21 protein-coding genes are annotated in these 20,280 nt (G+C 59.0%); 15 read left to right on the forward strand and 6 right to left on the reverse strand.

The window, feature by feature from the left end:
• Positions 1 to 135 precede the first annotated feature (135 nt).
• Complete coding sequence (locus ACYZT0_RS03435; RefSeq protein ID WP_462044632.1) at positions 136 to 1,395, forward strand: D-mannose isomerase; 1,260 nt, start codon at positions 136 to 138, stop codon at positions 1,393 to 1,395.
• Positions 1,396 to 1,512: 117 nt separating this feature from the next.
• Entirely contained in the window at positions 1,513 to 2,820 is a 1,308-nt protein-coding gene (locus ACYZT0_RS03440; protein ID WP_462044633.1) for an ABC transporter substrate-binding protein, read from the forward strand.
• On the opposite strand, the gene ACYZT0_RS03445 is transcribed toward ACYZT0_RS03440, so the two are convergent.
• The gene (locus ACYZT0_RS03445) at positions 2,814 to 3,029 is read right to left on the reverse strand and encodes a hypothetical protein (RefSeq protein ID WP_462046663.1); all 216 of its coding nucleotides are present in this window, start codon (positions 3,027 to 3,029) and stop codon (positions 2,814 to 2,816) included. The genes ACYZT0_RS03440 and ACYZT0_RS03445 overlap by 7 nt on opposite strands.
• On the opposite strand from ACYZT0_RS03445, the gene ACYZT0_RS03450 reads away from it, so the two are divergent.
• The 5 genes from ACYZT0_RS03450 (at position 2,944) to ACYZT0_RS03470 (ending at position 8,335) form a co-directional block, all read left to right on the forward strand.
• Positions 2,944 to 3,852, forward strand: coding sequence for a carbohydrate ABC transporter permease (locus ACYZT0_RS03450; protein WP_007902369.1), 909 nt, complete (start codon positions 2,944 to 2,946; stop codon positions 3,850 to 3,852). The two genes, ACYZT0_RS03445 and ACYZT0_RS03450, sit on opposite strands and share 86 nt — an antisense overlap.
• The gene (locus ACYZT0_RS03455; RefSeq protein WP_282377279.1) at positions 3,845 to 4,690 is read left to right on the forward strand and encodes a carbohydrate ABC transporter permease; all 846 of its coding nucleotides are present in this window, start codon (positions 3,845 to 3,847) and stop codon (positions 4,688 to 4,690) included. The genes ACYZT0_RS03450 and ACYZT0_RS03455 overlap by 8 nt, the downstream gene beginning before the upstream one ends.
• Before the next feature lie 3 nt (positions 4,691 to 4,693).
• Positions 4,694 to 5,854: an ABC transporter ATP-binding protein gene (locus tag ACYZT0_RS03460; RefSeq protein WP_462044634.1), complete on the forward strand. Its 1,161-nt coding sequence runs from the start codon at positions 4,694 to 4,696 to the stop codon at positions 5,852 to 5,854.
• 172 nt (positions 5,855 to 6,026) lie between these two features.
• Positions 6,027 to 7,373, forward strand: a complete 1,347-nt coding sequence (locus tag ACYZT0_RS03465; protein WP_462044635.1) for a carbohydrate porin — start codon at positions 6,027 to 6,029, stop codon at positions 7,371 to 7,373.
• 107 nt (positions 7,374 to 7,480) lie between these two features.
• On the forward strand, positions 7,481 to 8,335 hold the full coding sequence (locus ACYZT0_RS03470; protein ID WP_462044636.1) for a D-hexose-6-phosphate mutarotase: 855 nt from the start codon (positions 7,481 to 7,483) through the stop codon (positions 8,333 to 8,335).
• A 134-nt stretch (positions 8,336 to 8,469) separates the two neighbouring features.
• Here ACYZT0_RS03470 and ACYZT0_RS03475 read toward each other — a convergent pair whose 3' ends face one another.
• Positions 8,470 to 9,330, reverse strand: a complete 861-nt coding sequence (locus tag ACYZT0_RS03475) for a MurR/RpiR family transcriptional regulator (RefSeq protein WP_177318169.1) — start codon at positions 9,328 to 9,330, stop codon at positions 8,470 to 8,472.
• Positions 9,331 to 9,575: 245 nt separating this feature from the next.
• On the opposite strand from ACYZT0_RS03475, the gene zwf reads away from it, so the two are divergent.
• The 4 genes from zwf to ACYZT0_RS03495 all read left to right on the forward strand — a co-directional run bounded on the left by zwf (position 9,576) and on the right by ACYZT0_RS03495 (position 13,321).
• Complete coding sequence (zwf, locus tag ACYZT0_RS03480; protein WP_462044637.1) at positions 9,576 to 11,045, forward strand: glucose-6-phosphate dehydrogenase; 1,470 nt, start codon at positions 9,576 to 9,578, stop codon at positions 11,043 to 11,045.
• Positions 11,032 to 11,745, forward strand: coding sequence for a 6-phosphogluconolactonase (gene pgl, locus ACYZT0_RS03485; protein WP_462044638.1), 714 nt, complete (start codon positions 11,032 to 11,034; stop codon positions 11,743 to 11,745). Before zwf ends, pgl begins: the two co-directional genes overlap by 14 nt.
• Before the next feature lie 17 nt (positions 11,746 to 11,762).
• Entirely contained in the window at positions 11,763 to 12,428 is a 666-nt protein-coding gene (locus ACYZT0_RS03490) for a bifunctional 4-hydroxy-2-oxoglutarate aldolase/2-dehydro-3-deoxy-phosphogluconate aldolase (protein WP_462044639.1), read from the forward strand.
• Positions 12,429 to 12,595: 167 nt separating this feature from the next.
• Positions 12,596 to 13,321, forward strand: a complete 726-nt coding sequence (locus ACYZT0_RS03495; RefSeq protein ID WP_462044640.1) for an intradiol ring-cleavage dioxygenase — start codon at positions 12,596 to 12,598, stop codon at positions 13,319 to 13,321.
• 2 nt (positions 13,322 to 13,323) lie between these two features.
• On the opposite strand, the gene ACYZT0_RS03500 is transcribed toward ACYZT0_RS03495, so the two are convergent.
• Positions 13,324 to 14,505, reverse strand: a complete 1,182-nt coding sequence (locus tag ACYZT0_RS03500; RefSeq protein ID WP_462044641.1) for an aminotransferase class V-fold PLP-dependent enzyme — start codon at positions 14,503 to 14,505, stop codon at positions 13,324 to 13,326.
• A 22-nt stretch (positions 14,506 to 14,527) separates the two neighbouring features.
• Complete coding sequence (locus tag ACYZT0_RS03505) at positions 14,528 to 14,764, reverse strand: DUF3820 family protein (protein ID WP_128870220.1); 237 nt, start codon at positions 14,762 to 14,764, stop codon at positions 14,528 to 14,530.
• A 202-nt stretch (positions 14,765 to 14,966) separates the two neighbouring features.
• Here ACYZT0_RS03505 and ACYZT0_RS03510 point away from each other — a divergent pair, with 202 nt between their 5' ends.
• The 4 genes from ACYZT0_RS03510 to ACYZT0_RS03525 all read left to right on the forward strand — a co-directional run bounded on the left by ACYZT0_RS03510 (position 14,967) and on the right by ACYZT0_RS03525 (position 18,647).
• Entirely contained in the window at positions 14,967 to 15,434 is a 468-nt protein-coding gene (locus ACYZT0_RS03510) for a ferritin-like domain-containing protein (RefSeq protein WP_462044642.1), read from the forward strand.
• A 157-nt stretch (positions 15,435 to 15,591) separates the two neighbouring features.
• A complete protein-coding gene (locus ACYZT0_RS03515) occupies positions 15,592 to 17,580 on the forward strand; it encodes an FUSC family protein (RefSeq protein WP_462044643.1) in 1,989 nt (662 codons plus the stop codon).
• Positions 17,567 to 17,773 carry a DUF1656 domain-containing protein gene (locus ACYZT0_RS03520; protein WP_462044644.1) on the forward strand — a complete coding sequence of 69 codons (207 nt, stop codon included), beginning with the start codon at positions 17,567 to 17,569 and terminating at the stop codon, positions 17,771 to 17,773. The genes ACYZT0_RS03515 and ACYZT0_RS03520 overlap by 14 nt, the downstream gene beginning before the upstream one ends.
• 10 nt (positions 17,774 to 17,783) lie before the next feature.
• Positions 17,784 to 18,647, forward strand: a complete 864-nt coding sequence (locus ACYZT0_RS03525; protein ID WP_462044645.1) for an efflux RND transporter periplasmic adaptor subunit — start codon at positions 17,784 to 17,786, stop codon at positions 18,645 to 18,647.
• 123 nt (positions 18,648 to 18,770) lie between these two features.
• On the opposite strand, the gene ACYZT0_RS03530 is transcribed toward ACYZT0_RS03525, so the two are convergent.
• Together ACYZT0_RS03530 and ACYZT0_RS03535 are read right to left on the reverse strand one after the other, a co-directional pair.
• The gene (locus tag ACYZT0_RS03530; RefSeq protein ID WP_461977697.1) at positions 18,771 to 19,241 is read right to left on the reverse strand and encodes a MaoC family dehydratase; all 471 of its coding nucleotides are present in this window, start codon (positions 19,239 to 19,241) and stop codon (positions 18,771 to 18,773) included.
• A gap of 43 nt (positions 19,242 to 19,284) precedes the next feature.
• Positions 19,285 to 20,229, reverse strand: coding sequence for a lysophospholipase (locus ACYZT0_RS03535; RefSeq protein WP_462044646.1), 945 nt, complete (start codon positions 20,227 to 20,229; stop codon positions 19,285 to 19,287).
• Between the last annotated feature and the right edge of the window lie 51 nt (positions 20,230 to 20,280).

Consider the following 20,280-nt stretch of genomic DNA (forward strand, 5'->3'; position numbering starts at 1 on the left):
CGCCACAGGTCATCACTCACCACAGAATCTGGGCAAATGTCACAAGTCGGTGACATAACTCGCCCCCTTCGTTACAAGCCCGCCCCCGGCCGTTGTTTAGACTGCCCCCAGTCATAACAACAAAAAAGGTACCCCATGGACACCTTCCAACCTGTTTTCAGCAGTTGGCTGAACGCACCTGCCCATCAACAATGGCTCGCCGCCGAAGGCCTGCGTCTGCTGGCGTTTGCCAAGGCTTCAACGCTTCCCGAAGGCTTCGGCAATCTCGATGAAAAGGGCCACCTCCCGGCCAACGCTCAAGCCGAAACCATGAACACCGCCCGCATGACCCACAGCTTCGCCATGGCCCACATCCAGGGTCTGCCGGGTTTCGCCGAGCGCGTGGATCACGGCGTCAAAGCCCTCAGCGGCCCATTGCGCGATGCCGAGCACGGTGGCTGGTTCGCCGCCGCACATCATCGCGACGGCAACACCGGCAAAGCGGCTTACCTGCATGCCTTCGTCGCCTTGGCCGCCAGCTCCGCTGTGGTCGCCCGGCGTCCCGGCGCGCAAGCTTTGCTCGATGACGCGATCAACGTCATCGACACGCATTTCTGGAGCGAGGAGGAAGGCGCGATGCGCGAATCCTTCAACCGCGACTTCAGCTGCGAGGAGGCCTATCGCGGCGCCAACAGCAACATGCACGCCACCGAAGCCTTTCTCGCGTTGGCCGATGTCACCGAAGATAACCGCTGGCTGTGCCGCGCCCAGCGCATCGTCGAGCGGGTGATTCACGGTCACGCCGCCGCCAACGATTACCTGGTGGTCGAGCATTTCGATCGCGACTGGCAGCCGCTTCGCGACTACAACCACGACAACCCGGCCGACGGTTTTCGCCCTTACGGCACCACGCCGGGTCACGGTTTCGAATGGGCGCGGCTGTTACTGCACCTGGAAGCGGCGCGGGTGCAGGCCGGAATGCTCACGCCAGGCTGGCTGGCCACTGACGCGCAAAAACTCTTCGACCACAACTGCCGCCACGGCTGGAATGTCGACGGGCTGCCTGGGATTGTCTACACCCTCGACTGGGACAATCGCGCCGTGGTCCGCCATCGTTTGCACTGGACTCATTGCGAAGCCAGCGCCGCCGCCAGCGCTCTGCTAAAACGCACTGGCGACGAACAGTACGAACATTGGTACCGACTGTTCTGGGAATTCTGTGACAGTCATTTCATCGACCGATGTGATGGCAGCTGGCACCACGAACTCGATCCGCAGAATCGTCCGAGCGCCGATATCTGGGCCGGCAAGCCTGATCTCTATCACGCCTGGCAAGCCGTATTGATCCCACGACTGCCTCTGGCACCCAGTATGGCGACTGCTCTGTCACAGTTATCCCAGAGCGCTCCTGTGTAACCATGCGGTGACATTCGAACGTCCCTTCGTTACCTGCGAAGGGATAACTCCTGTTTAAAATCCTATGCAGCGCAAGCACCAGACTTGCATGCATAACAACAAGAAAGGTACTACTAGATGAATGCGATTTCTCGCCTCGCTACTGTCATTTCTCTCGCCTCACTGCTTCCCCTGTCTGCATTTCCGCTGAGTGCGCTTGCCGCCGATTCCAAAGGTTCGGTGGAAGTCGTTCACTGGTGGACCTCTGGTGGTGAAAAGGCAGCGGTCGATGTTCTGAAGGCCCAAGTCGAAAAAGACGGCTTCACCTGGAAGGACGGCGCAGTCGCCGGTGGCGGCGGTTCCACGGCCATGACCGTACTCAAAAGCCGTGCCGTCGCCGGTAACCCGCCGGGCGTTGCACAGATCAAAGGTCCGGACATCCAGGAGTGGGGCAGCACTGGCCTGCTCAGCACCGATACCCTGAAAGACGTTGCCAAGTCCGAAGGTTGGGATGGCCTGCTGTCGAAGAAAGTCTCCGACACCGTCAAGTACGAAGGTGACTACGTCGCCGTGCCGGTGAACATTCACCGCGTCAACTGGCTGTGGATCAACCCGGAAGTTTTCAAGAAAGCCGGTATCGAAAAAGCCCCGACCACCCTCGAAGAATTCTATGCCGCCGGCGACAAGCTCAAAGCCGCAGGCTTCATCGCGCTTGCCCACGGTGGCCAGCCTTGGCAGGACAGCACCGTGTTTGAAGACGTGGTGCTCTCGGTCATGGGCGCTGACGGTTACAAAAAAGCCCTGGTAGACCTGGATCAGAAAACCCTTTCGGGTGCCGAGATGACCAAGTCGTTCACCGAGCTTAAAAAACTCACTGGCTACATGGACCCGAACCGCGCCGGTCGTGACTGGAACATCGCCGCCGCCGACGTCATCAACGGCAAGGCCGGGATGCAGATGATGGGCGACTGGGCGAAAAGCGAATGGACCGCGGCGAAGAAAGTCGCGGGCAAGGACTATCAGTGCGTGCCGTTCCCTGGCACCGAAAAAGCCTTCACCTACAACATCGATTCGCTGGCCGTGTTCAAGTTGAAAGCTGATCGAAAAGGCGACATCGCCGCTCAGCAAGACCTGGCCAAGGTCGCGCTGGGTAAAGACTTCCAGAAAATCTTCAGCATCAACAAAGGCTCGATCCCGGTGCGCACCGACATGCTTAACGACATGAGCGGTCTGGGCTTCGATTCTTGCGCTCAAACGGCGGCCAAGGACTTCCTGGCTGACGAGAAGACCGGCGGCCTGCAACCGAGCATGGCGCACAACATGGCCACTTCCCTGGCCGTGCAGGGCGCGATCTTCGATGTGGTGACCAACTTCATGAACGACAAGGATGCTGACCCGGCCAAGGCCAGCGCCCAACTGGCATCGGCCGTCAAAGCCGCTCAGTAAGTTCGTAAAACGCCGTAGGTGAAACCTGCGGCACACCCCTGATTGTCGCCGCCCTGCATGCGCTTCCGCTCATGCGGCGGGGGCGTGCAGTCCGGATTCCACTTCTTCACCTGGATTATCCCGATGAGCTCTGTGGCGGTTTTCAGCAAAGCCTCACCGTTCGACGCACTGCAGCGCTGGCTCCCCAAACTGGTTTTGGCGCCAAGCATGCTGATCGTCCTGGTTGGCTTTTACGGTTACATCATCTGGACATTCGTTCTGTCCTTCACCAATTCCAGCTTCATGCCGAGCTACAAATGGGTCGGCCTGCAGCAATACATCCGCCTGATGGACAACGATCGCTGGTGGGTCGCGAGCAAAAACCTCGCGGTCTTCGGCGGCATGTTCATCGGCATCAGCCTGGTGCTGGGGGTGTTCCTGGCGGTGCTGCTGGATCAGCGCATTCGCAAGGAAGGCTTCATCCGCACCGTTTACCTGTACCCGATGGCGCTCTCGATGATCGTTACCGGTACCGCGTGGAAATGGCTGCTCAACCCGGGCCTGGGCCTGGACAAAATGCTGCGTGACTGGGGTTGGGAAGGCTTCCGTCTCGACTGGCTGGTGGATCAGGATCGCGTGGTGTATTGCCTGGTGATTGCCGCTGTGTGGCAAGCCTCCGGGTTTGTGATGGCGATGTTCCTGGCGGGCCTTCGTGGTGTCGATCAATCGATCATCCGTGCCGCGCAAGTCGACGGCGCGAGCCTGCCGACCATCTACCTGAAGATCGTTCTGCCGAGCCTGCGCCCGGTGTTCTTCAGCGCCTTCATGATCCTTGCGCACATCGCGATCAAGAGCTTCGACCTGGTGGCGGCGATGACGGCTGGCGGTCCCGGTTACTCGTCCGACCTGCCGGCAATGTTCATGTATTCCTTCACCTTCAGCCGTGGCCAGATGGGCATTGGTTCGGCCAGCGCCATGATGATGCTTGGCGCGATCCTGGCGATTCTGGTGCCGTACCTGTACTCCGAATTGCGAGGCAAACGCCATGAGTAATCAACTTGGCAAACCGGCCTTGAGCTTCAGCCGCATCGCCATCTACGCCACCTTGCTGCTGGCCGCCGCGATCTACCTGATCCCGCTGGTGGTGATGCTGCTGACCAGTTTCAAATCCCCGGAAGACATTCGCACCGGCAACCTGTTGAGCTGGCCGCAAGTGATTGACGGCATTGGCTGGATCAAGGCCTGGGACAGCGTGGGCAGCTACTTTTGGAACTCGGTGAAAATCACCGTGCCAGCCGTTTTGATCTCCACCTTCATTGGTGCAATGAACGGCTACGTGCTGTCGATGTGGCGCTTCCGGGGTTCGCAACTGTTCTTCGGCCTGCTGCTGTTCGGCTGCTTCCTGCCGTTCCAGACCGTGCTGCTGCCAGCCTCGTTTACCCTCGGCAAGATTGGCCTGGCGAACACCACGACTGGCTTGGTGCTGGTGCACGTGGTCTACGGCCTGGCGTTCACCACGCTGTTCTTCCGCAACTACTACGTGAGCATTCCGGATGCACTGGTCAAGGCTGCACGCCTTGATGGCGCAGGCTTTTTCACGATTTTCTGGAAGATCCTGCTACCGATGTCGATCCCGATCGTGATGGTCTGCCTGATCTGGCAGTTCACCCAAATCTGGAATGACTTCCTGTTCGGCGTGGTCTTCGCCAGTGGCGATGCCCAGCCGATTACCGTGGCCCTGAACAACCTGGTCAACACCAGCACCGGGGCCAAGGAATACAACGTTGATATGGCCGCCGCGATGATCGCCGGGCTGCCGACACTGCTGGTCTACATATTCGCTGGCAAGTATTTCCTGCGTGGGCTGACGTCCGGCGCGGTCAAGGGGTAGAACATGGCAACTCTCGAATTACGCAACGTCAACAAAACCTACGGCGCCGGTTTGCCGGATACCCTGAAAAACATCGAACTGAAGATCGATGACGGTGAGTTCCTGATCCTGGTCGGCCCATCCGGCTGCGGCAAATCCACCTTGATGAACTGCATCGCGGGACTTGAAAACATCAGCGGCGGCGCAATCCTGGTGGACGACGCCGACATCAGCGGCATGAGTCCGAAAGATCGCGACATTGCCATGGTGTTCCAGTCCTACGCGCTGTACCCGACCATGAGCGTGCGGGACAACATCGCGTTCGGCCTGAAGATTCGCAAAATGCCGGCCGCCGAAATCGACGAAGAAGTCGCTCGCGTGGCCAAGCTGTTGCAGATCGAACATCTGCTCAGCCGCAAACCCGGCCAGCTCTCCGGTGGTCAGCAACAGCGCGTGGCCATGGGTCGTGCCCTGGCGCGGCGGCCGAAGATCTACCTGTTCGATGAACCGCTGTCCAACCTTGACGCCAAGCTGCGCGTCGAGATGCGCACCGAAATGAAACTGATGCATCAGCGCCTGAAAACCACCACGGTTTACGTGACTCACGACCAGATCGAAGCCATGACCCTGGGCGACAAAGTGGCGGTGATGAAGGACGGGATCATTCAGCAATTTGGCACGCCGAAAGACATCTACAACAACCCGGCCAACCTGTTCGTGGCAAGTTTCATCGGTTCGCCGCCGATGAACTTCATCCCGCTGCGTTTGCAACGCAAGGACGGTCGTCTGGTGGCGCTGCTCGACAGCGGACAGGCGCGCTGCGAATTGCCGTTGGGCATGCAGGACGCCGGTCTTGAAGACCGCGAAGTGATACTTGGTATGCGCCCGGAGCAGATCGTGCTGGCGGGCAACGAGCTGAACGGTTTGCCGACCATTCGCGCCGAAGTCCAGGTCACCGAGCCGACCGGTCCCGACACCCTGGTGTTCGTCAATCTCAACGAAACCAAAGTCTGCTGCCGTCTGGCGCCGGACGTTGCGCCGGCCGTGGGCGAGACCCTGACCCTGCAATTCGACCCATCGAAAGTGCTGCTGTTCGATGCCAAGACCGGTGAACGCCTGGGGGTGGCCGGTCAGCCTAAAACCGAAACTCACAGTGCCAACGTCGCTCAGTTCAAAGGCCGCTGAAGATCAAAAACTGTAGGAGCCAGGCTTGCCGGCGAAAGCGATTTCAGGGACGCCTTCGCCGGCAAGCCTGGCTCCTACAAGGGGATATGCGGTGAGCGGCTTATTGCTCTTCGCAACCGATGTAACCGCGTTAGATAAAAACAGTTAATAACAATAAAACGAGGATGTAGGGATGAAGAAGAACAACAACGCTCGGCTTATCTGCCAATTGTCAGCCATTGCGGCAATGATGCTGGCCGGTAGTGTGCACGCGGCTGAAGCGTTCAGCGCCGATTCCGAGTGGATGACCGGTGATTGGGGTGGCGAGCGGACCAAGCTGATCGAGCAGGGTATCGACATCAAGATGGACTACGTCGGTGAAGTGGGTGGCAACCTCCACGGCGGCTATAACAACGACAAGACGGCGCGTTACGCCGACCAGTTTGGCCTGGGCGTGGCACTGGACCTGCAAAAATTGTGGGGCTGGGATAACACCCAGGCCAAGATCCAGTTCACCAACCGTAACGGTCAGAACATCTCCAATGATCGTGTCGGCGACCCGCGTGCCGGCACCTTGAGTTCCTCCCAGGAAGTCTACGGCCGCGGCCATATGGTCCGTCTGACCCAGTTGTGGATCAAGCACCAGTTCCTCGACGGAAAACTGGACGTCAAAGCCGGTTACTTCGGCGAAGGCGAAGACTTCAACACCTTCCCATGCGAGTTCCAGAACCTGGCATTCTGCGGTTCCCAAGTGGGTAACTGGGCGACCAACATCTGGTACAACTGGCCAGTCAGCCAGGCCGCTGTCCGCGTGAAGTACAACATCTCGCCTGAGTTCTATGCGCAGATCGGCGCGTACAACCAGAACCCGTCGCAACTGGAGCACGGTAACGGCTTCAAGCTCAGCGGCAGTGGTACCAAAGGCACCGTTTTGCCGGTCGAACTGGTCTGGTTGCCTAACCCTAACAACCTGCCGGGCGAATACCGTGTCGGTTACTACAAAAGCACGGCCAAGGCCGATGACGTTCGTAAAGACGACAACGGCAATGATGCGGCAACCAGCGGCAACGCCTATCGCAGCCACAGCAGCAAGTCCGGCTACTGGTTCGTGGCGCAGCAACAGTTGACCGACCACAACGGTGACAAGAGCCGTGGTCTGAACATTGCAGCCAACGCCACTTTCCACGACAAGGACACCAACGTCGTCGACAACTACCAGTCGTTGATGTTTGTGTACAAGGGCCCGTTCGATGCACGTCCCAAAGATGACGTCGGTATCGGTTTCGCCCGTATCCATGTCAACGATGACGTGAAGAAAAACGCCGAGTTGGTCAACGCCTCCAATGGTGTCACCGACTACGAGGATCCACTGTTCTCGCCACTGCGTACCACCGAGTACAACTACGAGATCAACTACGGCTTCCACGTTACCAACTGGCTGACCGTGCGTCCTAACCTGCAATACATCACTCATCCGGGCGGTGTGGATGAAGTCGACAACGCGCTGGTCGCAGGCCTGAAAATTCAGTCGGTGTTCTAACGCTGTTGCGATAAGCTCCTCTCTATGTGCGCATTTTTGCGGACAGCCTTGGCTGTCCGCTTTTTTTTGGGGCGGCGCACCCCGGGTGATTTTCAGGACCGTGGCACATGCATGAGCATCCGCTACAACGCTTCTTCAAATCCTTGCGCGAACGTCCGGTGTTTGCGTGGGAGCGCTATCAGAAGCGCGACGTGCTGGTTATCGACCATCCGCTGTGTCAGGCGGTGTTCAGTCGGCAGGGGGCGCAGTTGCTGCATTTTCAGCCAAAGGGCCAGAAACCCTGGCTCTGGTGCGCGGCGAAGTGGCCGCAGGTCGGTGCGATTCGTGGCGGCGTTCCGGTGTGCTGGCCGTGGTATGGACGTCATCCGAGCGAAAACGCCTGGCCTTCCCATGGTTGGGCACGGCTGATCGACTGGAAGCTTCTGGACAGCAGCACTGATGACGATGGCGTGCGCCTGCACTGGCAACTTCAGTTGTGCGACTGGCAAGTGGACCTGCACGCGCACTTGGGCGAACGCATGGATTTACGCCTGAGTACCGAGCATCAGGACAGCCTGCCGTGCCAATTGAGTCAGGCGTTGCACGCCTATTGGCGTATTGGCGACGTCGGCGAGGTAGCGCTGTCTGGGCTCGATGGAGCACAGGGTTACGACCAGTTGAACCGTCAGATTTGTCATCAGGAAGGCGAGTTGCGGGTAGAGGGTGGCTGCCAGCGGGTGTTCCAGCATGACGGCGAATTACAGCTCAAGGACCATGCCTGGCAGCGGGAGTTGTGCATCGATACCGGTGACGATGCGGACACGGTGGTCTGGCATCCGGGCTCGCGACCGTTGCTGGGAGTGAGCTGGAATGAGATGTCGGAGTTTGTTTGCGTTGAAGCCGCAAGTGGCGGGACCGATAGCCTGAGCCTAGCGCCGGGGGAGAGGGCGCATTTGAGTTTGCAGGCTCGGGTTGGGGTTTGATCCTGCGGTGTTGCGGCTGACGCCTTCGCGGGCAAGTCGGGTCGCCGCACCGCTCGCTCCTACAGAGGTTCGCATTTCCCTGTAGGAGCGAGGCTTGCCCGCGAAGAGGCCCGCGCAGTCAACGGAGATTTGGATTAGTTGAACTCATCCCCAATCGGATACCGGCTCGCATTCAAGCTTTCCTTGATCTTGCGCAAATGCGGTTGGAAGTCCACACCCCGACGCAAGGTCATGCCGGTCGCCAGCACATCCAGCACCGTCAGCTGAATGATCCGCGACGTCATCGGCATATAGATGTCGGTGTCTTCCGGCAGCGGAATGTTCAGGCTCAACGTACTGGCCTTGGCCAGCGGTGAGCCCTCGGCCGTCAGACCCAGCACCGAAGCACCGTTCTCCCGGGCAATACGCGCCACTTCCACCAGTTCGCGGGTGCGGCCGGTGTAGGAAATGATCACGAATAACTCGCCGGTATGCGCCACCGACGCAATCATGCGCTGCATCAGCACGTCGGCATGGGCGGTGACGGCCAAATTGAAGCGGAAGAACTTGTGCTGCGCATCCAGCGCCACCGGGGCCGAGGCGCCGAGGCCGAAGAAGTGGATCTGTCGGGCCTGGATCAACAGATCGACGGCGCGGCTGATCAGGTTCGGGTCAAGCGCCTGCAACGCACTGTCCAACGAGGCGATAGCGCTGCCGAAAATCTTTTTGGTATACGCTTCCGGATTGTCGTCGGCCTCAACCGCCCGGCTGACATACGCCGCACCGCTGGCCAGGCTCTGGGCCAATTGAAGCTTGAGTTCCGGGTAGCCGCTGACGCCGAATGAACGGCAGAAACGGTTGACCGTCGGCTCGCTGACCTTTGAGGCCTGGGCGAGGGCGGCGATACTGAATCGGGTGGCCTGCTGTGGGTTGAGCAGGATCACCTCGGCGACTTTGCGTTCTGCCTTGTTCAGGTCTTCAAGGCGATTCTGGATCTGTTCCAGTAAATTTCGCACGCGGTCCATATGGGGTTCCTTGGTTCACCTACGAAAAGGAGCTTTGCTATGCAAATAAGCGTTCGGCTATGCAAATTGGGACTTTGATCGGGCCCCAAACGGTGGCCTATCCTACTGATGGCTCCGACCGACCACCACTCGGAATCAGTATTTTGCGAAAATGTTGTGGTTATTACTACATTTTCCCTTGAGTGATGCCTTGAAAAAAGGTATTTGTAGCTTAACTTGATAAAAGAACAAACATCATGCCTTCGATTACGGTTGAACCGTGCACCTTTGCCTTGTTCGGCGCCCTCGGCGATCTGGCCCTGCGCAAGCTGTTTCCTGCCCTTTATCAACTCGATGGCGCAGGCCTCTTGCACGAGGACACGCGAATTATCGCGCTGGCCCGTGAACCTGGCAGCGAGCAGCAGCATTTGGCGTTTATCGCCTCCGAGCTGCGCCGATACGTCAGTGACAATGAGCTGGACGAAGCCGTGGTCGAACGCTTTCTGGCCCGCCTGAGTTACCTGCACGTCGATTTCCTCAAGGCTGACGATTACGTCGCCCTGGCCGAAATGGCAGGCAGCGCCCAGCGAGTGATTGCCTACTTCGCGACACCGGCAGCCGTTTACGGCGCGATCTGCGAGAACCTGTCGAAGGTTGGTTTGACCGAAAACACCCGCGTGGTGCTGGAAAAACCCATTGGTTCGGACCTGGAATCCTCGCGCAAGGTTAACGACGCCGTGGCGCAGTTCTTCCCGGAGAACCGCACCTACCGCATCGACCACTACCTGGGCAAAGAGACGGTGCAAAACCTGATCGCCCTGCGTTTCGCCAACAGTCTGTTCGAAACCCAGTGGAACCAGAATTACATCTCCCACGTGGAAATCACTGTGGCCGAGAAGGTCGGGATCGAAGGTCGCTGGGGTTACTTCGACAAGGCCGGTCAGCTGCGGGACATGATCCAGAATCACCTCCTGCAACTCCTCTGCCTGATCGCCATGGACCCGCCGGCCGACCTGTCCGCCGACAGTATTCGTGACGAGAAAGTCAAAGTGCTCAAGGCACTGGCGCCGATCAGCCCGGAAGGCCTGACCACTCAAGTGGTGCGCGGCCAGTACATCGCCGGCTATAGCGAAGGAAAATCGGTCCCCGGTTACCTGGAAGAGCCTAACTCCAATACCCAAAGCGACACCGAAACCTTCGTCGCCTTGCGTGCCGATATCCGCAACTGGCGTTGGGCCGGCGTGCCGTTTTATCTGCGTACCGGCAAGCGCATGCCGCAGAAGCTGTCGCAGATCGTCATCCACTTCAAGGAACCGTCCCATTACATCTTCGCTCCCGAGCAGCGCCTGCAAATCAGCAACAAGCTGATTATCCGCCTGCAACCGGACGAAGGCATTTCCTTGCGCGTGATGACCAAAGAACAAGGCCTGGACAAGGGCATGCAGCTGCGCAGCGGTCCGTTGCAGCTGAATTTTTCCGACACTTATCGCAGCGCACGGATTCCCGATGCCTACGAGCGGTTGTTGCTGGAAGTGATGCGCGGCAATCAGAACCTGTTTGTCCGTAAAGATGAAATCGAAGCCGCGTGGAAGTGGTGTGACCAGTTGATCGCCGGGTGGAAAAAATCCGGTGATGCGCCCAAGCCGTACGCGGCCGGGTCCTGGGGACCGATGAGCTCCATTGCTCTGATCACGCGGGATGGGAGGTCGTGGTATGGCGATATCTGAATTGAAACTTCCTCAGGGCGTCAGCGCCCATGAGTTCAAGAGCCCGGTGCTGCTGGCCGATGGTTTGGCGCTGAATGTGGCCAGGCAACTGAGTGACGCCATCGACGCTCGCGGCACCGCGACGCTGGTGGTGTCCGGTGGACGCAGCCCGGTGGCGTTTTTCCAAAACCTGGCCAAGCAGAAACTGGACTGGTCCAAAGTCGTCGTGACCTTGGCCGACGAGCGCTGGGTGCCGGTAGAGCACGCCGACAGCAATGCCGGCCTGCTCAAGCGCTATCTGCTGCAAGGTCCGGCGGCCAAGGCAAAGTTTCTGAGCCTCTACAGCGCCACCGCCAACCTTGAACAGGCAGCCGAGCAGGCCGACCGTTTGCTCGCCGAGTTGCCGCCGATTGACGTGCTGGTGCTGGGCATGGGCGACGACGGCCACACGGCCTCGTTGTTTCCCAACAGTCCGAACCTGATCGATGCCTTGAAAGCCGACGGCACACGTCATTGCTACCCGATGCTGGCGCCGACCGTGCCGCATCAGCGCCTGACCATGAGTCGCGCGCTTCTGGCCTCGGCCCAGTTCACCGTTCTATCGATTTCCGGTCAGTCCAAGCTGACCACCTTGAGTGCCGCATTGGCCGGTGACGATGTCGCCGCCATGCCGATTCGCGCGTTTCTGCAACCTACGTTAGAGATTTACTGGTGCCCATGAGCCAAGGATCAGCCGTTATGACAAACACAGCCCCGACCGTTTCCATGGCGGACAAAGTTGCCCTGATCGACAACCTCTGCGCCAAGGCGCGGATTCTGCCGGTGATCACCATTGCTCGCGAGCAGGACATCCTGCCGCTGGCCGACGCCCTCGCGGCCGGTGGCCTGACAGCCCTGGAAGTGACCTTGCGTTCGCAGTTCGGCCTCAAGGCTATCCAGATTCTGCGCGAGCAACGCCCGGAACTGGTGACCGGTGCCGGTACTGTGCTGGATCGCAACATGCTGGCGGCTGCCGAAGCGGCCGGTTCGCAGTTCATCGTCACGCCGGGCATCACCCGTGACCTGCTGGAAGCCAGCGTCAACAGCCCGATTCCGCTGTTGCCGGGCATCAGCAACGCCTCCGGCATCATGGAAGGTTATGGCCTGGGGTACCGCCGCTTCAAGCTGTTCCCGGCGGAAGTCAGCGGCGGTGTCGCGGCGATCAAAGCCCTGGGCGGCCCGTTCGGCGAAGTGAAATTCTGCCCGACTGGCGGCGTCAGCCCGGCCAACATCAAGAGCTACATGGCGTTGAAAAACGTGATGTGCGTGGGCGGTAGCTGGATGCTTGATCCTGAGTGGATCAAGAACGGCGACTGGGCCCGCATTCAGGAATGCACCGCCGAGGCACTGGCGCTGCTGGACTGATCAGCTTTACTAAACACTTCGTTGTGTGTTCTACGGCTTTACGGTGCGCTTGGTCGGTGCACCGTTTTTTTTTGCCTGATGAAAACCTGTAAAAGCGATACATAGTTACCGCACATCGAGCCTGGCCCCGTCATAACCTGCGTTCATCTTATGGAAGAGAGAACGTCATGGACGACAACACCTCGGTTACACCCGCACCCCCGGTTTACCAGCTGTCACCCGAACAGATCGCCGGCCCGTATTTTCGAAATCCGAAATTGATCAGACGAAATATCAGCGAAGGCGCCGATGGCATTCCCTTGGTGCTGCGGCTGATGATCATCGATGCCATGACCGGTCAACCGGTGACTGATGCATTGGTGGATATCTGGCATTGCAATGCGCGCGGTGCGTATTCGGGCTGGAGCAAGGTCAATCCGGATAAGGAAGTCGACGTCGATGACATCGGCTCGATCCCGCGCACCGACGACGACACCTACTTGCGTGGTGGGCAATTCACGGACAAAAAAGGCGTTGTGCGGTTTACTACGATCTATCCGGGGTTCTATGCCGGCCGTGCACTGCACATTCACGTCGTCGTACGCATTATGGAAGGCAATAACTATTTGGAAGAGCGGCATGTCGCCTGGGTCGGCCAGCTTTATTTTCCCGAGGTGGCCTCGCGCTCGGTACTTAACGCCCGGGAGTACCGGGGGCGAGCCGTTTCGCCGCTGACGAACGATCAAGACTTTTTCTATGAAAGCATGGGTGGCAAAGCTTCGACCCTGAACGTTCACACCTTGGGTCGAGACTCGAATGAAGACGGATTTTTTGGGCACATGACCATCGCTATCGACACGTTCGCGGTGTCGACGCTGATCAAGCCCCAGGACTTCGACAAGTACACCGTGTGACGTCAGCGCAGTTCGGTCAGCGCCCGGGCCAGTAAATCCATGTCTGCAGCCGTGGTAGTGAGCCCCGGCGTGATGCGAATGCACGCACCACTCGCGGCACCACTTCGCGCCACGGTAAACAGGTTGTAGTCCTTGAGCAGTCGCTCGACCATCGACTGTTGATCGGCATGCCGGGTAAAGCGCATCGAAGTGATGCCGCAATACAGTCGAGGGTCGTCCGGGGTCATGACTTCGATCCCCGGCAGTTCACGCACCGCGCTCACCCACCGGTTGCGCAGGTAATTGAGCCTAGCGCCCTTGGCGGCGGAACCGCCCATGGCCCGATGTTCCTCGAACACCAGCGGCAGGGTCAGCAGCGCCGGGATGTTGGGTGTGCTGTACGGGGTGCGGGCGCGAATGTCGGTGATCGGGAAATGCATCTCGCCCATGTCCGGGTCGATGTCGGCCAGGCGCTCGGGGGCGATGTAAATGAAGCCCAGGGTCAGCGGCGCACCGATCCATTTGTGCAGGGTGTAGCCAGCAAAGGCGATGCCCAATTCATCGAGATTGAATTCGAACTGGCCGAGTGCATGGGCACCGTCGAGGATCACGTCGATGCCACGCTCTTTGGCGGCCGCAGCGATCGCCTGCACTGGCATGACCAACCCGCTGCGATGGGTAACGTGGGTCAGGGCCATCATTTTGAGTCGCGGATAACGCACGAAGGCTTCGCGGTAAGTGGCCAGCAAACTGTCGAAACTGGCGGGGTGCGGGTGCTCGATCTCGATCACCTCGACGCCGCGATTACGCGCCAGCCAGCGCATGGCCCCTTTGACCGTGTCGTATTCCAGATCACACATCAGCACCTGGTCGCCCGGTTGAAGCTGATTGTAGTTTCGGATCAGCGATTGCAGACCGTCCGAAGCGTTGCGGGTGAGGGCGACGGCTTCCTCGGGTACGGCCATCAGCTCGGCGAGCTGTTTGCGAATCTCCAGGCTTTCGCCCTGCTCGAAGCGTTGGCGCACATGCACCGAATTGCTGCGGTTGATGAGTTCGATGTTGCGCTGATACTCCTCGACCACCGTTCGGGACATACGCCCGAAGTAACCGTTTTCCAGGTTGATGGGCCCGGGTTCGACAGCGTAGCGGTCGGCAAAGGTCTTCCAGAATTGTTCATCACGGGCGCGGCGGGTGTTATCGGGCATGGGCTACTCGGTCTGGGGAGAATCAGTGGCGCGGGGCAGGTTTGCCATGTTTGGCGCGTAGCGGCTCGAGCAACTCCGACAGGCCGTTGTGATCGATTTCCTGCATCAAGGCCAGCAAGCCGCCGAGTTCACCATGGGGGAAACCTTCACGAGCGAACCAGTTCAGGTATTGGCCGGGGAGGTCGGCGATGATCCGGCCCTTGTATTTGCCGAAGGGCATTTCACGGGTAACCAGCAGTTCGAGCTTTTCAGGGTTCATCATCAGTCGTCTTGATTCAAACAGTCTGGAAAATACAGGCATTCTGCATGGAGGCCAAATGACAGATCATGCAAATAAAGCGGATACAGATTTCGTGTTAAACAATAACTAATTGAAATATAAGGGATAAGTTGTCAATTCAAAGCTGGCATGCAGGGTGCAATACCTATTGCATCTTTCATCAACCCGTGAGGAATTGAAAATGACCGACATGAATAAAGAAGCCATCTCTGTACTCAACGACCTGATTGAAACCAGTAAAGACGGTCAGGAAGGGTTCAAGACTTGCGCTGAAGACATCAAACACTCGGAACTCAAAGCCCTTTTCGTACAGCGCTCGGCTGACTGCGCCAAGGCTGCTTCTGAATTGCAGGCCGCTGTACGTTCCATGGGTGGCGATCCGGAAACCTCCACCAGTGTCAGCGGTGACCTGCACCGTCGCTGGGTCGACGTGAAAGCGATGTTCACCGGCAAGGATGAAGAAGCCGTGCTGAACGAAGCTGAACGGGGCGAGGACCATGCACTGAAGGCTTACAAAGAAGCCATCGAAAAAATCAACAAACACAACCTGGTGGGCATTCGTGACCTGGTTGAGCGTCAATACCACGGCGTCCAACGCAACCACGATCAGGTGAAAGCCCTGCGTAACCAGGCTCGCGCTCGCTCGTAAGCGTTCGTTGTCTGTCAAAAACGCCAGCCAGTCTGGCGTTTTTTTGTGTCCGGGAATTAGCACTGGACGGATGATAGTTAGCTAGCTAATAATTTGTTTTTCAAGTGACTGAACCGAACCCGACTATCGTTAAATCGTCTTTCCAAGAGTCCATTACGTGCCTATCACTTTGCAGGCTTTGTTCGCGCCTGACCGCCGCGCCTTACAGTTCGCGATCAAAACCTTGATCGGCGGCGGCCTGGCGCTGTGGCTGGCATTGCGCTGGGGCCTGGAGCAACCGGCCTGGGCCTTGATGACGGCGTTCATCGTCGCCCAGCCGTTGTCGGGGATGGTGGTACAGAAGGGCCTGGCGCGATTGCTGGGTACGTTGGTCGGGACGATCATGTCAGTGGTGTTCATGGGGTTGTTCGCCCAGACGCCTTGGCTGTTTTTGTTGGCATTGGCGTTATGGTTGGGGCTGTGTACGGCGAGTTCGACCTTGCTGCGCAGCGCCTGGTCTTATTCATTCGTGCTGGCGGGTTATACGGTGGCGATCATCGCGTTGCCGGCCATCACCCATCCTCTGACCGTGTTCGATCAGGCCGTGGCTCGCTGCACGGAAATCTGCCTGGGCATACTTTGCGCCACCGCCGCCAGTGCGTTGCTCTGGCCGATGCGGGTCGAACGGCAACTGGCGGATCAGGCGCGGGCAGCCTGGCAAAGCGGCATGAGCGCTGCGCGTGCAACCCTGGCCGGTGATGGTCAGGCGCGTAAAGGCTTGCTGGAAATCCTCGGGAAAATCGTCGCCGTCGATGCCCAGCGCGAGCATGCCTGGTTTGAAGGAAGCCTGGGGCGGCAACGAGCACGCGCGATCAGCGGCTTGAGCCAAAAGCTGTTGATGCTGCTGCGCATCGCCCGTTCGGCGCGCCGTCAATGGAAGCAATTGGAACCCCAGGAAGCCGAGCAACTGTGGCCTTGGATGACCGAGGTCCAAGAGGCGCTCAACAGCCCGGATACCGCGACCCTGCAAGCGCTGCGTCCGAGGTTGCTCGACGCTTCTCACGCCCCGCACATCAGCTCCGCACAGAGTTACTGCCTGGCCCGTTTCACCTTGTTGCTCGATACCGCCATGGCGGCCGGCGTCGCGTTGAACGCCGTTGAGGAGGGCAAGGAAACGGTCGACCCGCCACGAACCCTGACACCGCACCGCGACCTGTCATTGGCGCTGGTGTTTGGTGCCCGCAGTGCGTTGGCGTTTCTGGTGGTCTCGTGCTTCTGGTTGGCGACCGCCTGGCCCGCTGCCTCCGGCGCGCTGCTGTTGACGTGCGTGGTGTGTAGCCTGTTTGCCAGCCGCGAGAACGGCGCTCAGATCGGCATGAGTTTTATGCGCGGGATCTTCCTGGCGATTCCGGCTGCGTTTATCGTCGGGCAGATTCTGCTGCCGCAATGGAGTGGTTTTGCGTTGCTTTGCATGGGCATGGGCGTGCCGTTGTTCCTCGGCGCGCTGGGCATGGCCAAGCCGCAGATCGGTGCGACGGCCACCTCATTTTGTCTGCACTTCGTCGTGTTGGTCTCGCCGCTCAATGCGATGAAATTCGATGTCGCGACGTTCTTCAACAGCGCTCAATCCATCGTGGTCGGTGTTGGCGCCGCCGTGCTGGCCTTCCACTTGCTGATCCTGCGCAACCCGGCGTGGCACGGTCGACGCTTGCTGACGGCGACCCTCCACGATCTGGTGCGCCTTACCCGGCGTAATCTGCGCGGTGCCGAAAGCTGGTTTGGCGGGCGCATGGCCGATCGCCTGTTGCAACTGGCGCGGCACTATCCCGAGTTGCCGGAACCGGCGCGCAGCCGCTGGGACGATGGCTTGCTCGGCCTGGATATCGGCGACGAATTGCTGCATTTGCGTTTGAGTCTGGCGGTGGCGCAGCTGCCGGTCAGTGCGCCTCAGCGGCGTTATCTCGAACAGCTGGAAAAAATCCTCGAGCAAGGCCCGGCCGGCAAGCGCGCCGAGGCGTTGGCTCTCCCGAGTGAAGAATTCTTGAAGACTTTGTATGCGTTGCCCCCCAGCGATGCCGTGAAACTGGCCCAAGGCGCGGTGCTGCAATTGCAAAGCAGCTGGCGCGTCTGGTGCCGTCAACAGGAGCAAAGCCATGGGCTTGCGTGAGTGGTCGGTGGGCGGCGTGCTGCTCAGTCCATTTCTGATTTATGTGTTGCTGGCGCTGCTCGTGACCGGGGCCTTGCGCATGCTCTTGCGCTTGACGCCGGGGGGCCGTTGGATCTGGCACGAAGCATTGTTTGATTGCGCCTTGTACGTCTGTGTATTGACCCTGATCACCGTCGTCCTCGGACCTTTATAAGGAGTTGAAAATGCGTACACCCCTACGTGTCGCGGTGACCCTGGTGCTGGTGGTGGCGGCGATCTTTGCCGGCTTCCATTTGTGGCAGTACTACATGCTTACCCCATGGACCCGGGACGCGCGGATTCGCGCCGACGTGGTGGTGATCGCTCCGGACGTCTCGGGTTGGGTGCGTGAGCTCAAGGCTTTTGATAACCAGCAGGTCAAGGCCGGCGATTTATTGCTGAGTATCGACCGCGAGCGTTTCGAAGCCGCGCTGGAGAAGTCTCAAGCGGTGGTCCAGACACGCCAGCAGCAGCTCAATCTGCGTGAACGCGAAGCCAGTCGCCGTGCCAGCCTCGGGCCGCAAGCGATCAGTGCCGAGTTGCGCGAGAACGCACAGATCAACGCCGGCATCGCCCGTGGCGAACTGCGCGAAGCTCAGGCCGAAGCCAAGGTCGCCGAACTCAACCTCGCCCGCAGCCAGGTTCACGCGCCCCGCAACGGCCACATCACCAACCTGCGCCTTGCTGAAGGCAACTACGTGAATGCCGGGCAACCGGTGATGGCGTTGATCGACGATTCGACTTTTTATGTGCAGGCGTATTTCGAAGAAACCAAACTGCCGCGAATTCGCGTCGGCGATCCGGTGAAGGTCTGGTTGATGAGCGCGGGGGAAGCGTTACAGGGGCATGTCGACAGCATCAGTCGCGGGATTACTGATCGCAATACCACGCCGGATGGGCAGTTGTTGGCGGAGGTGGAACCGACGTTTAACTGGGTACGGCTGGCACAGCGAATTCCGGTAAGAATCAAGATTGATAAGTTGCCGGAGGGGATTAATTTGAGTTCGGGGATGACGGCGAGTGTGCAGGTTGGAGAGGGTAACCGCTAAGCAATGATCGTTCCCACGCTCTGCGTGGGAATGCAGCCCGGGACGCTCCGCGTCCCATCAACAGCCGAGCGCGGAGCGTCCGTTGAGGCATTCCCACGCAGAGCGTGGGAACGATCAGGCGGTTCAGCCGATGCTGATCGCAGGCAGGGTCGGCAACGACACAGTCTGCTGCTTACGCGGCGCTAGAATCTCCGCCTCACCATCCACCACCAACTCATCACGCTGGTTAAACACACGAGTGGCAATCCGCACACGAAATTTTGGCAGTTTCTCGAGAATCTCCAGACGCACGGTCAGCGTGTCGCCAATCTTCACCGGTTTCTGAAAGCTCATTTGCTGACCGATATAAATAGTCCCCGGCCCAGGCAGCTCGCAGGCAACGGCAGCGCTGATCAGCGCACCGCTGAACATGCCGTGAGCGATGCGCTCCTTGAACATGGTGCCGGCGGCGAATTCAGCGTCCAGGTGCACCGGGTTGTGATCGCCGGACATCGCGGCGAATAGCTGAATGTCGCGCTCTTCGACCGTCTTGCTGTAGCTGGCGGTCTGGCCGACTTCAAGGGCTTCGTAAGGGGTGTTGGTAACCTGGGTCATCTGTTTCAATTCCTGTCACGAATAAATAAATTCACAAAAAAAACTATTCCGATCTGGGTGGCCGGCGATGGCTCAACGCCTGGGCGATCCAGTTCAACACGTCATTGATCACTTCATCGCGGTTGCTCTCGTTGAACAGTTCATGCCGTGCCTGCGGGTAAATAGTCAGTTGCAGGCTCTGGCTGCCGGCCGCCCGCAGCGCATGGGCCAGATCTTTCAGACGTTTGCCTTCGCTCACCGGATCACATTCACCGCCAATGACCAGCAACGGCAGGCCCGGATCAATCTGAGCGAGATTGGACGCTTTGCTGATTTGCTGCAACCCACCGAGCAAATCGATCCATAGCTGATTGGTGCAGCGAAAGCCACAGAGCGGGTCGTTGGCGTACAGATCGACCTCCGCCGGATCGCGACTGAGCCAGTCGAACCGCGAGCGCACCGGTTTGAATTTTTTGTTGAACGAACCGAACGACAGCCATTCGATCATCGCGCTGCGACCTTTCGGGCCTTGGCGCAAACGTTCTAATCGCGCAATCTGCCGCGCCGTGCGATAGAGCGCCACCGGTTGGAAGTTCGAACCGCTGAGAACGGCTCCGTGCAGGCTGGCGCTGTGATGCAGCAGATAGGCCTGGGCGATGTAGCTGCCCATGCTGTGGCCGAGTAGCACGATTGGCACGCCGGGATGCTGTTGGCCGATGTGCTGATTGAGGCAGGCCAGGTCACCCACCACTTTGCCCCAGCCATCGGTGTCGGCGAAATGGCCGAGTGTCCCGTTTTCGGCAGTTTTGCCATGTCCACGCTGATCTGGTGCATAGACGCCGTAACCCTGATCGCAGAGTTTTTCCGCCAGACGGGCGTAGCGACCACTGTGTTCCGCCATGCCATGGGCCAACAGGATCACTGCCTTGAGTGGAGTGGTTGGCAGCCACTGGTTAACGAAAAGGCGGCTGCGGTCACTCGCGATCAGCCAAAAAGTGTCGTGGATCATGGCGATTCCTTTGCATAGGGCTGCATGTGGCATGGGCGTCGTTGCATTGTA

The sequence above is a fragment of the Pseudomonas sp. ZS1P83 genome (assembly GCF_054897825.1).

Coding starts and splice junctions, on each gene's coding strand:
- ACYZT0_RS03490 (WP_462044639.1), top strand. CDS start 11,763: ATGACAAACACAGCCCCGACCGTTTCCATGGCGGACAAAGTTGCCCTG.
- ACYZT0_RS03520 (WP_462044644.1), top strand. CDS start 17,567: ATGGGCTTGCGTGAGTGGTCGGTGGGCGGCGTGCTGCTCAGTCCATTT.
- ACYZT0_RS03535 (WP_462044646.1), bottom strand. CDS start 20,229: ATGATCCACGACACTTTTTGGCTGATCGCGAGTGACCGCAGCCGCCTT.
- ACYZT0_RS03465 (WP_462044635.1), top strand. CDS start 6,027: ATGAAGAAGAACAACAACGCTCGGCTTATCTGCCAATTGTCAGCCATT.
- ACYZT0_RS03440 (WP_462044633.1), top strand. CDS start 1,513: ATGAATGCGATTTCTCGCCTCGCTACTGTCATTTCTCTCGCCTCACTG.
- ACYZT0_RS03435 (WP_462044632.1), top strand. CDS start 136: ATGGACACCTTCCAACCTGTTTTCAGCAGTTGGCTGAACGCACCTGCC.
- ACYZT0_RS03470 (WP_462044636.1), top strand. CDS start 7,481: ATGCATGAGCATCCGCTACAACGCTTCTTCAAATCCTTGCGCGAACGT.
- ACYZT0_RS03450 (WP_007902369.1), top strand. CDS start 2,944: ATGAGCTCTGTGGCGGTTTTCAGCAAAGCCTCACCGTTCGACGCACTG.
- pgl (WP_462044638.1), top strand. CDS start 11,032: ATGGCGATATCTGAATTGAAACTTCCTCAGGGCGTCAGCGCCCATGAG.
- ACYZT0_RS03505 (WP_128870220.1), bottom strand. CDS start 14,764: ATGAACCCTGAAAAGCTCGAACTGCTGGTTACCCGTGAAATGCCCTTC.
- ACYZT0_RS03460 (WP_462044634.1), top strand. CDS start 4,694: ATGGCAACTCTCGAATTACGCAACGTCAACAAAACCTACGGCGCCGGT.
- zwf (WP_462044637.1), top strand. CDS start 9,576: ATGCCTTCGATTACGGTTGAACCGTGCACCTTTGCCTTGTTCGGCGCC.
- ACYZT0_RS03525 (WP_462044645.1), top strand. CDS start 17,784: ATGCGTACACCCCTACGTGTCGCGGTGACCCTGGTGCTGGTGGTGGCG.
- ACYZT0_RS03455 (WP_282377279.1), top strand. CDS start 3,845: ATGAGTAATCAACTTGGCAAACCGGCCTTGAGCTTCAGCCGCATCGCC.
- ACYZT0_RS03495 (WP_462044640.1), top strand. CDS start 12,596: ATGGACGACAACACCTCGGTTACACCCGCACCCCCGGTTTACCAGCTG.
- ACYZT0_RS03445 (WP_462046663.1), bottom strand. CDS start 3,029: ATGCTTGGCGCCAAAACCAGTTTGGGGAGCCAGCGCTGCAGTGCGTCG.
- ACYZT0_RS03500 (WP_462044641.1), bottom strand. CDS start 14,505: ATGCCCGATAACACCCGCCGCGCCCGTGATGAACAATTCTGGAAGACC.
- ACYZT0_RS03510 (WP_462044642.1), top strand. CDS start 14,967: ATGACCGACATGAATAAAGAAGCCATCTCTGTACTCAACGACCTGATT.
- ACYZT0_RS03530 (WP_461977697.1), bottom strand. CDS start 19,241: ATGACCCAGGTTACCAACACCCCTTACGAAGCCCTTGAAGTCGGCCAG.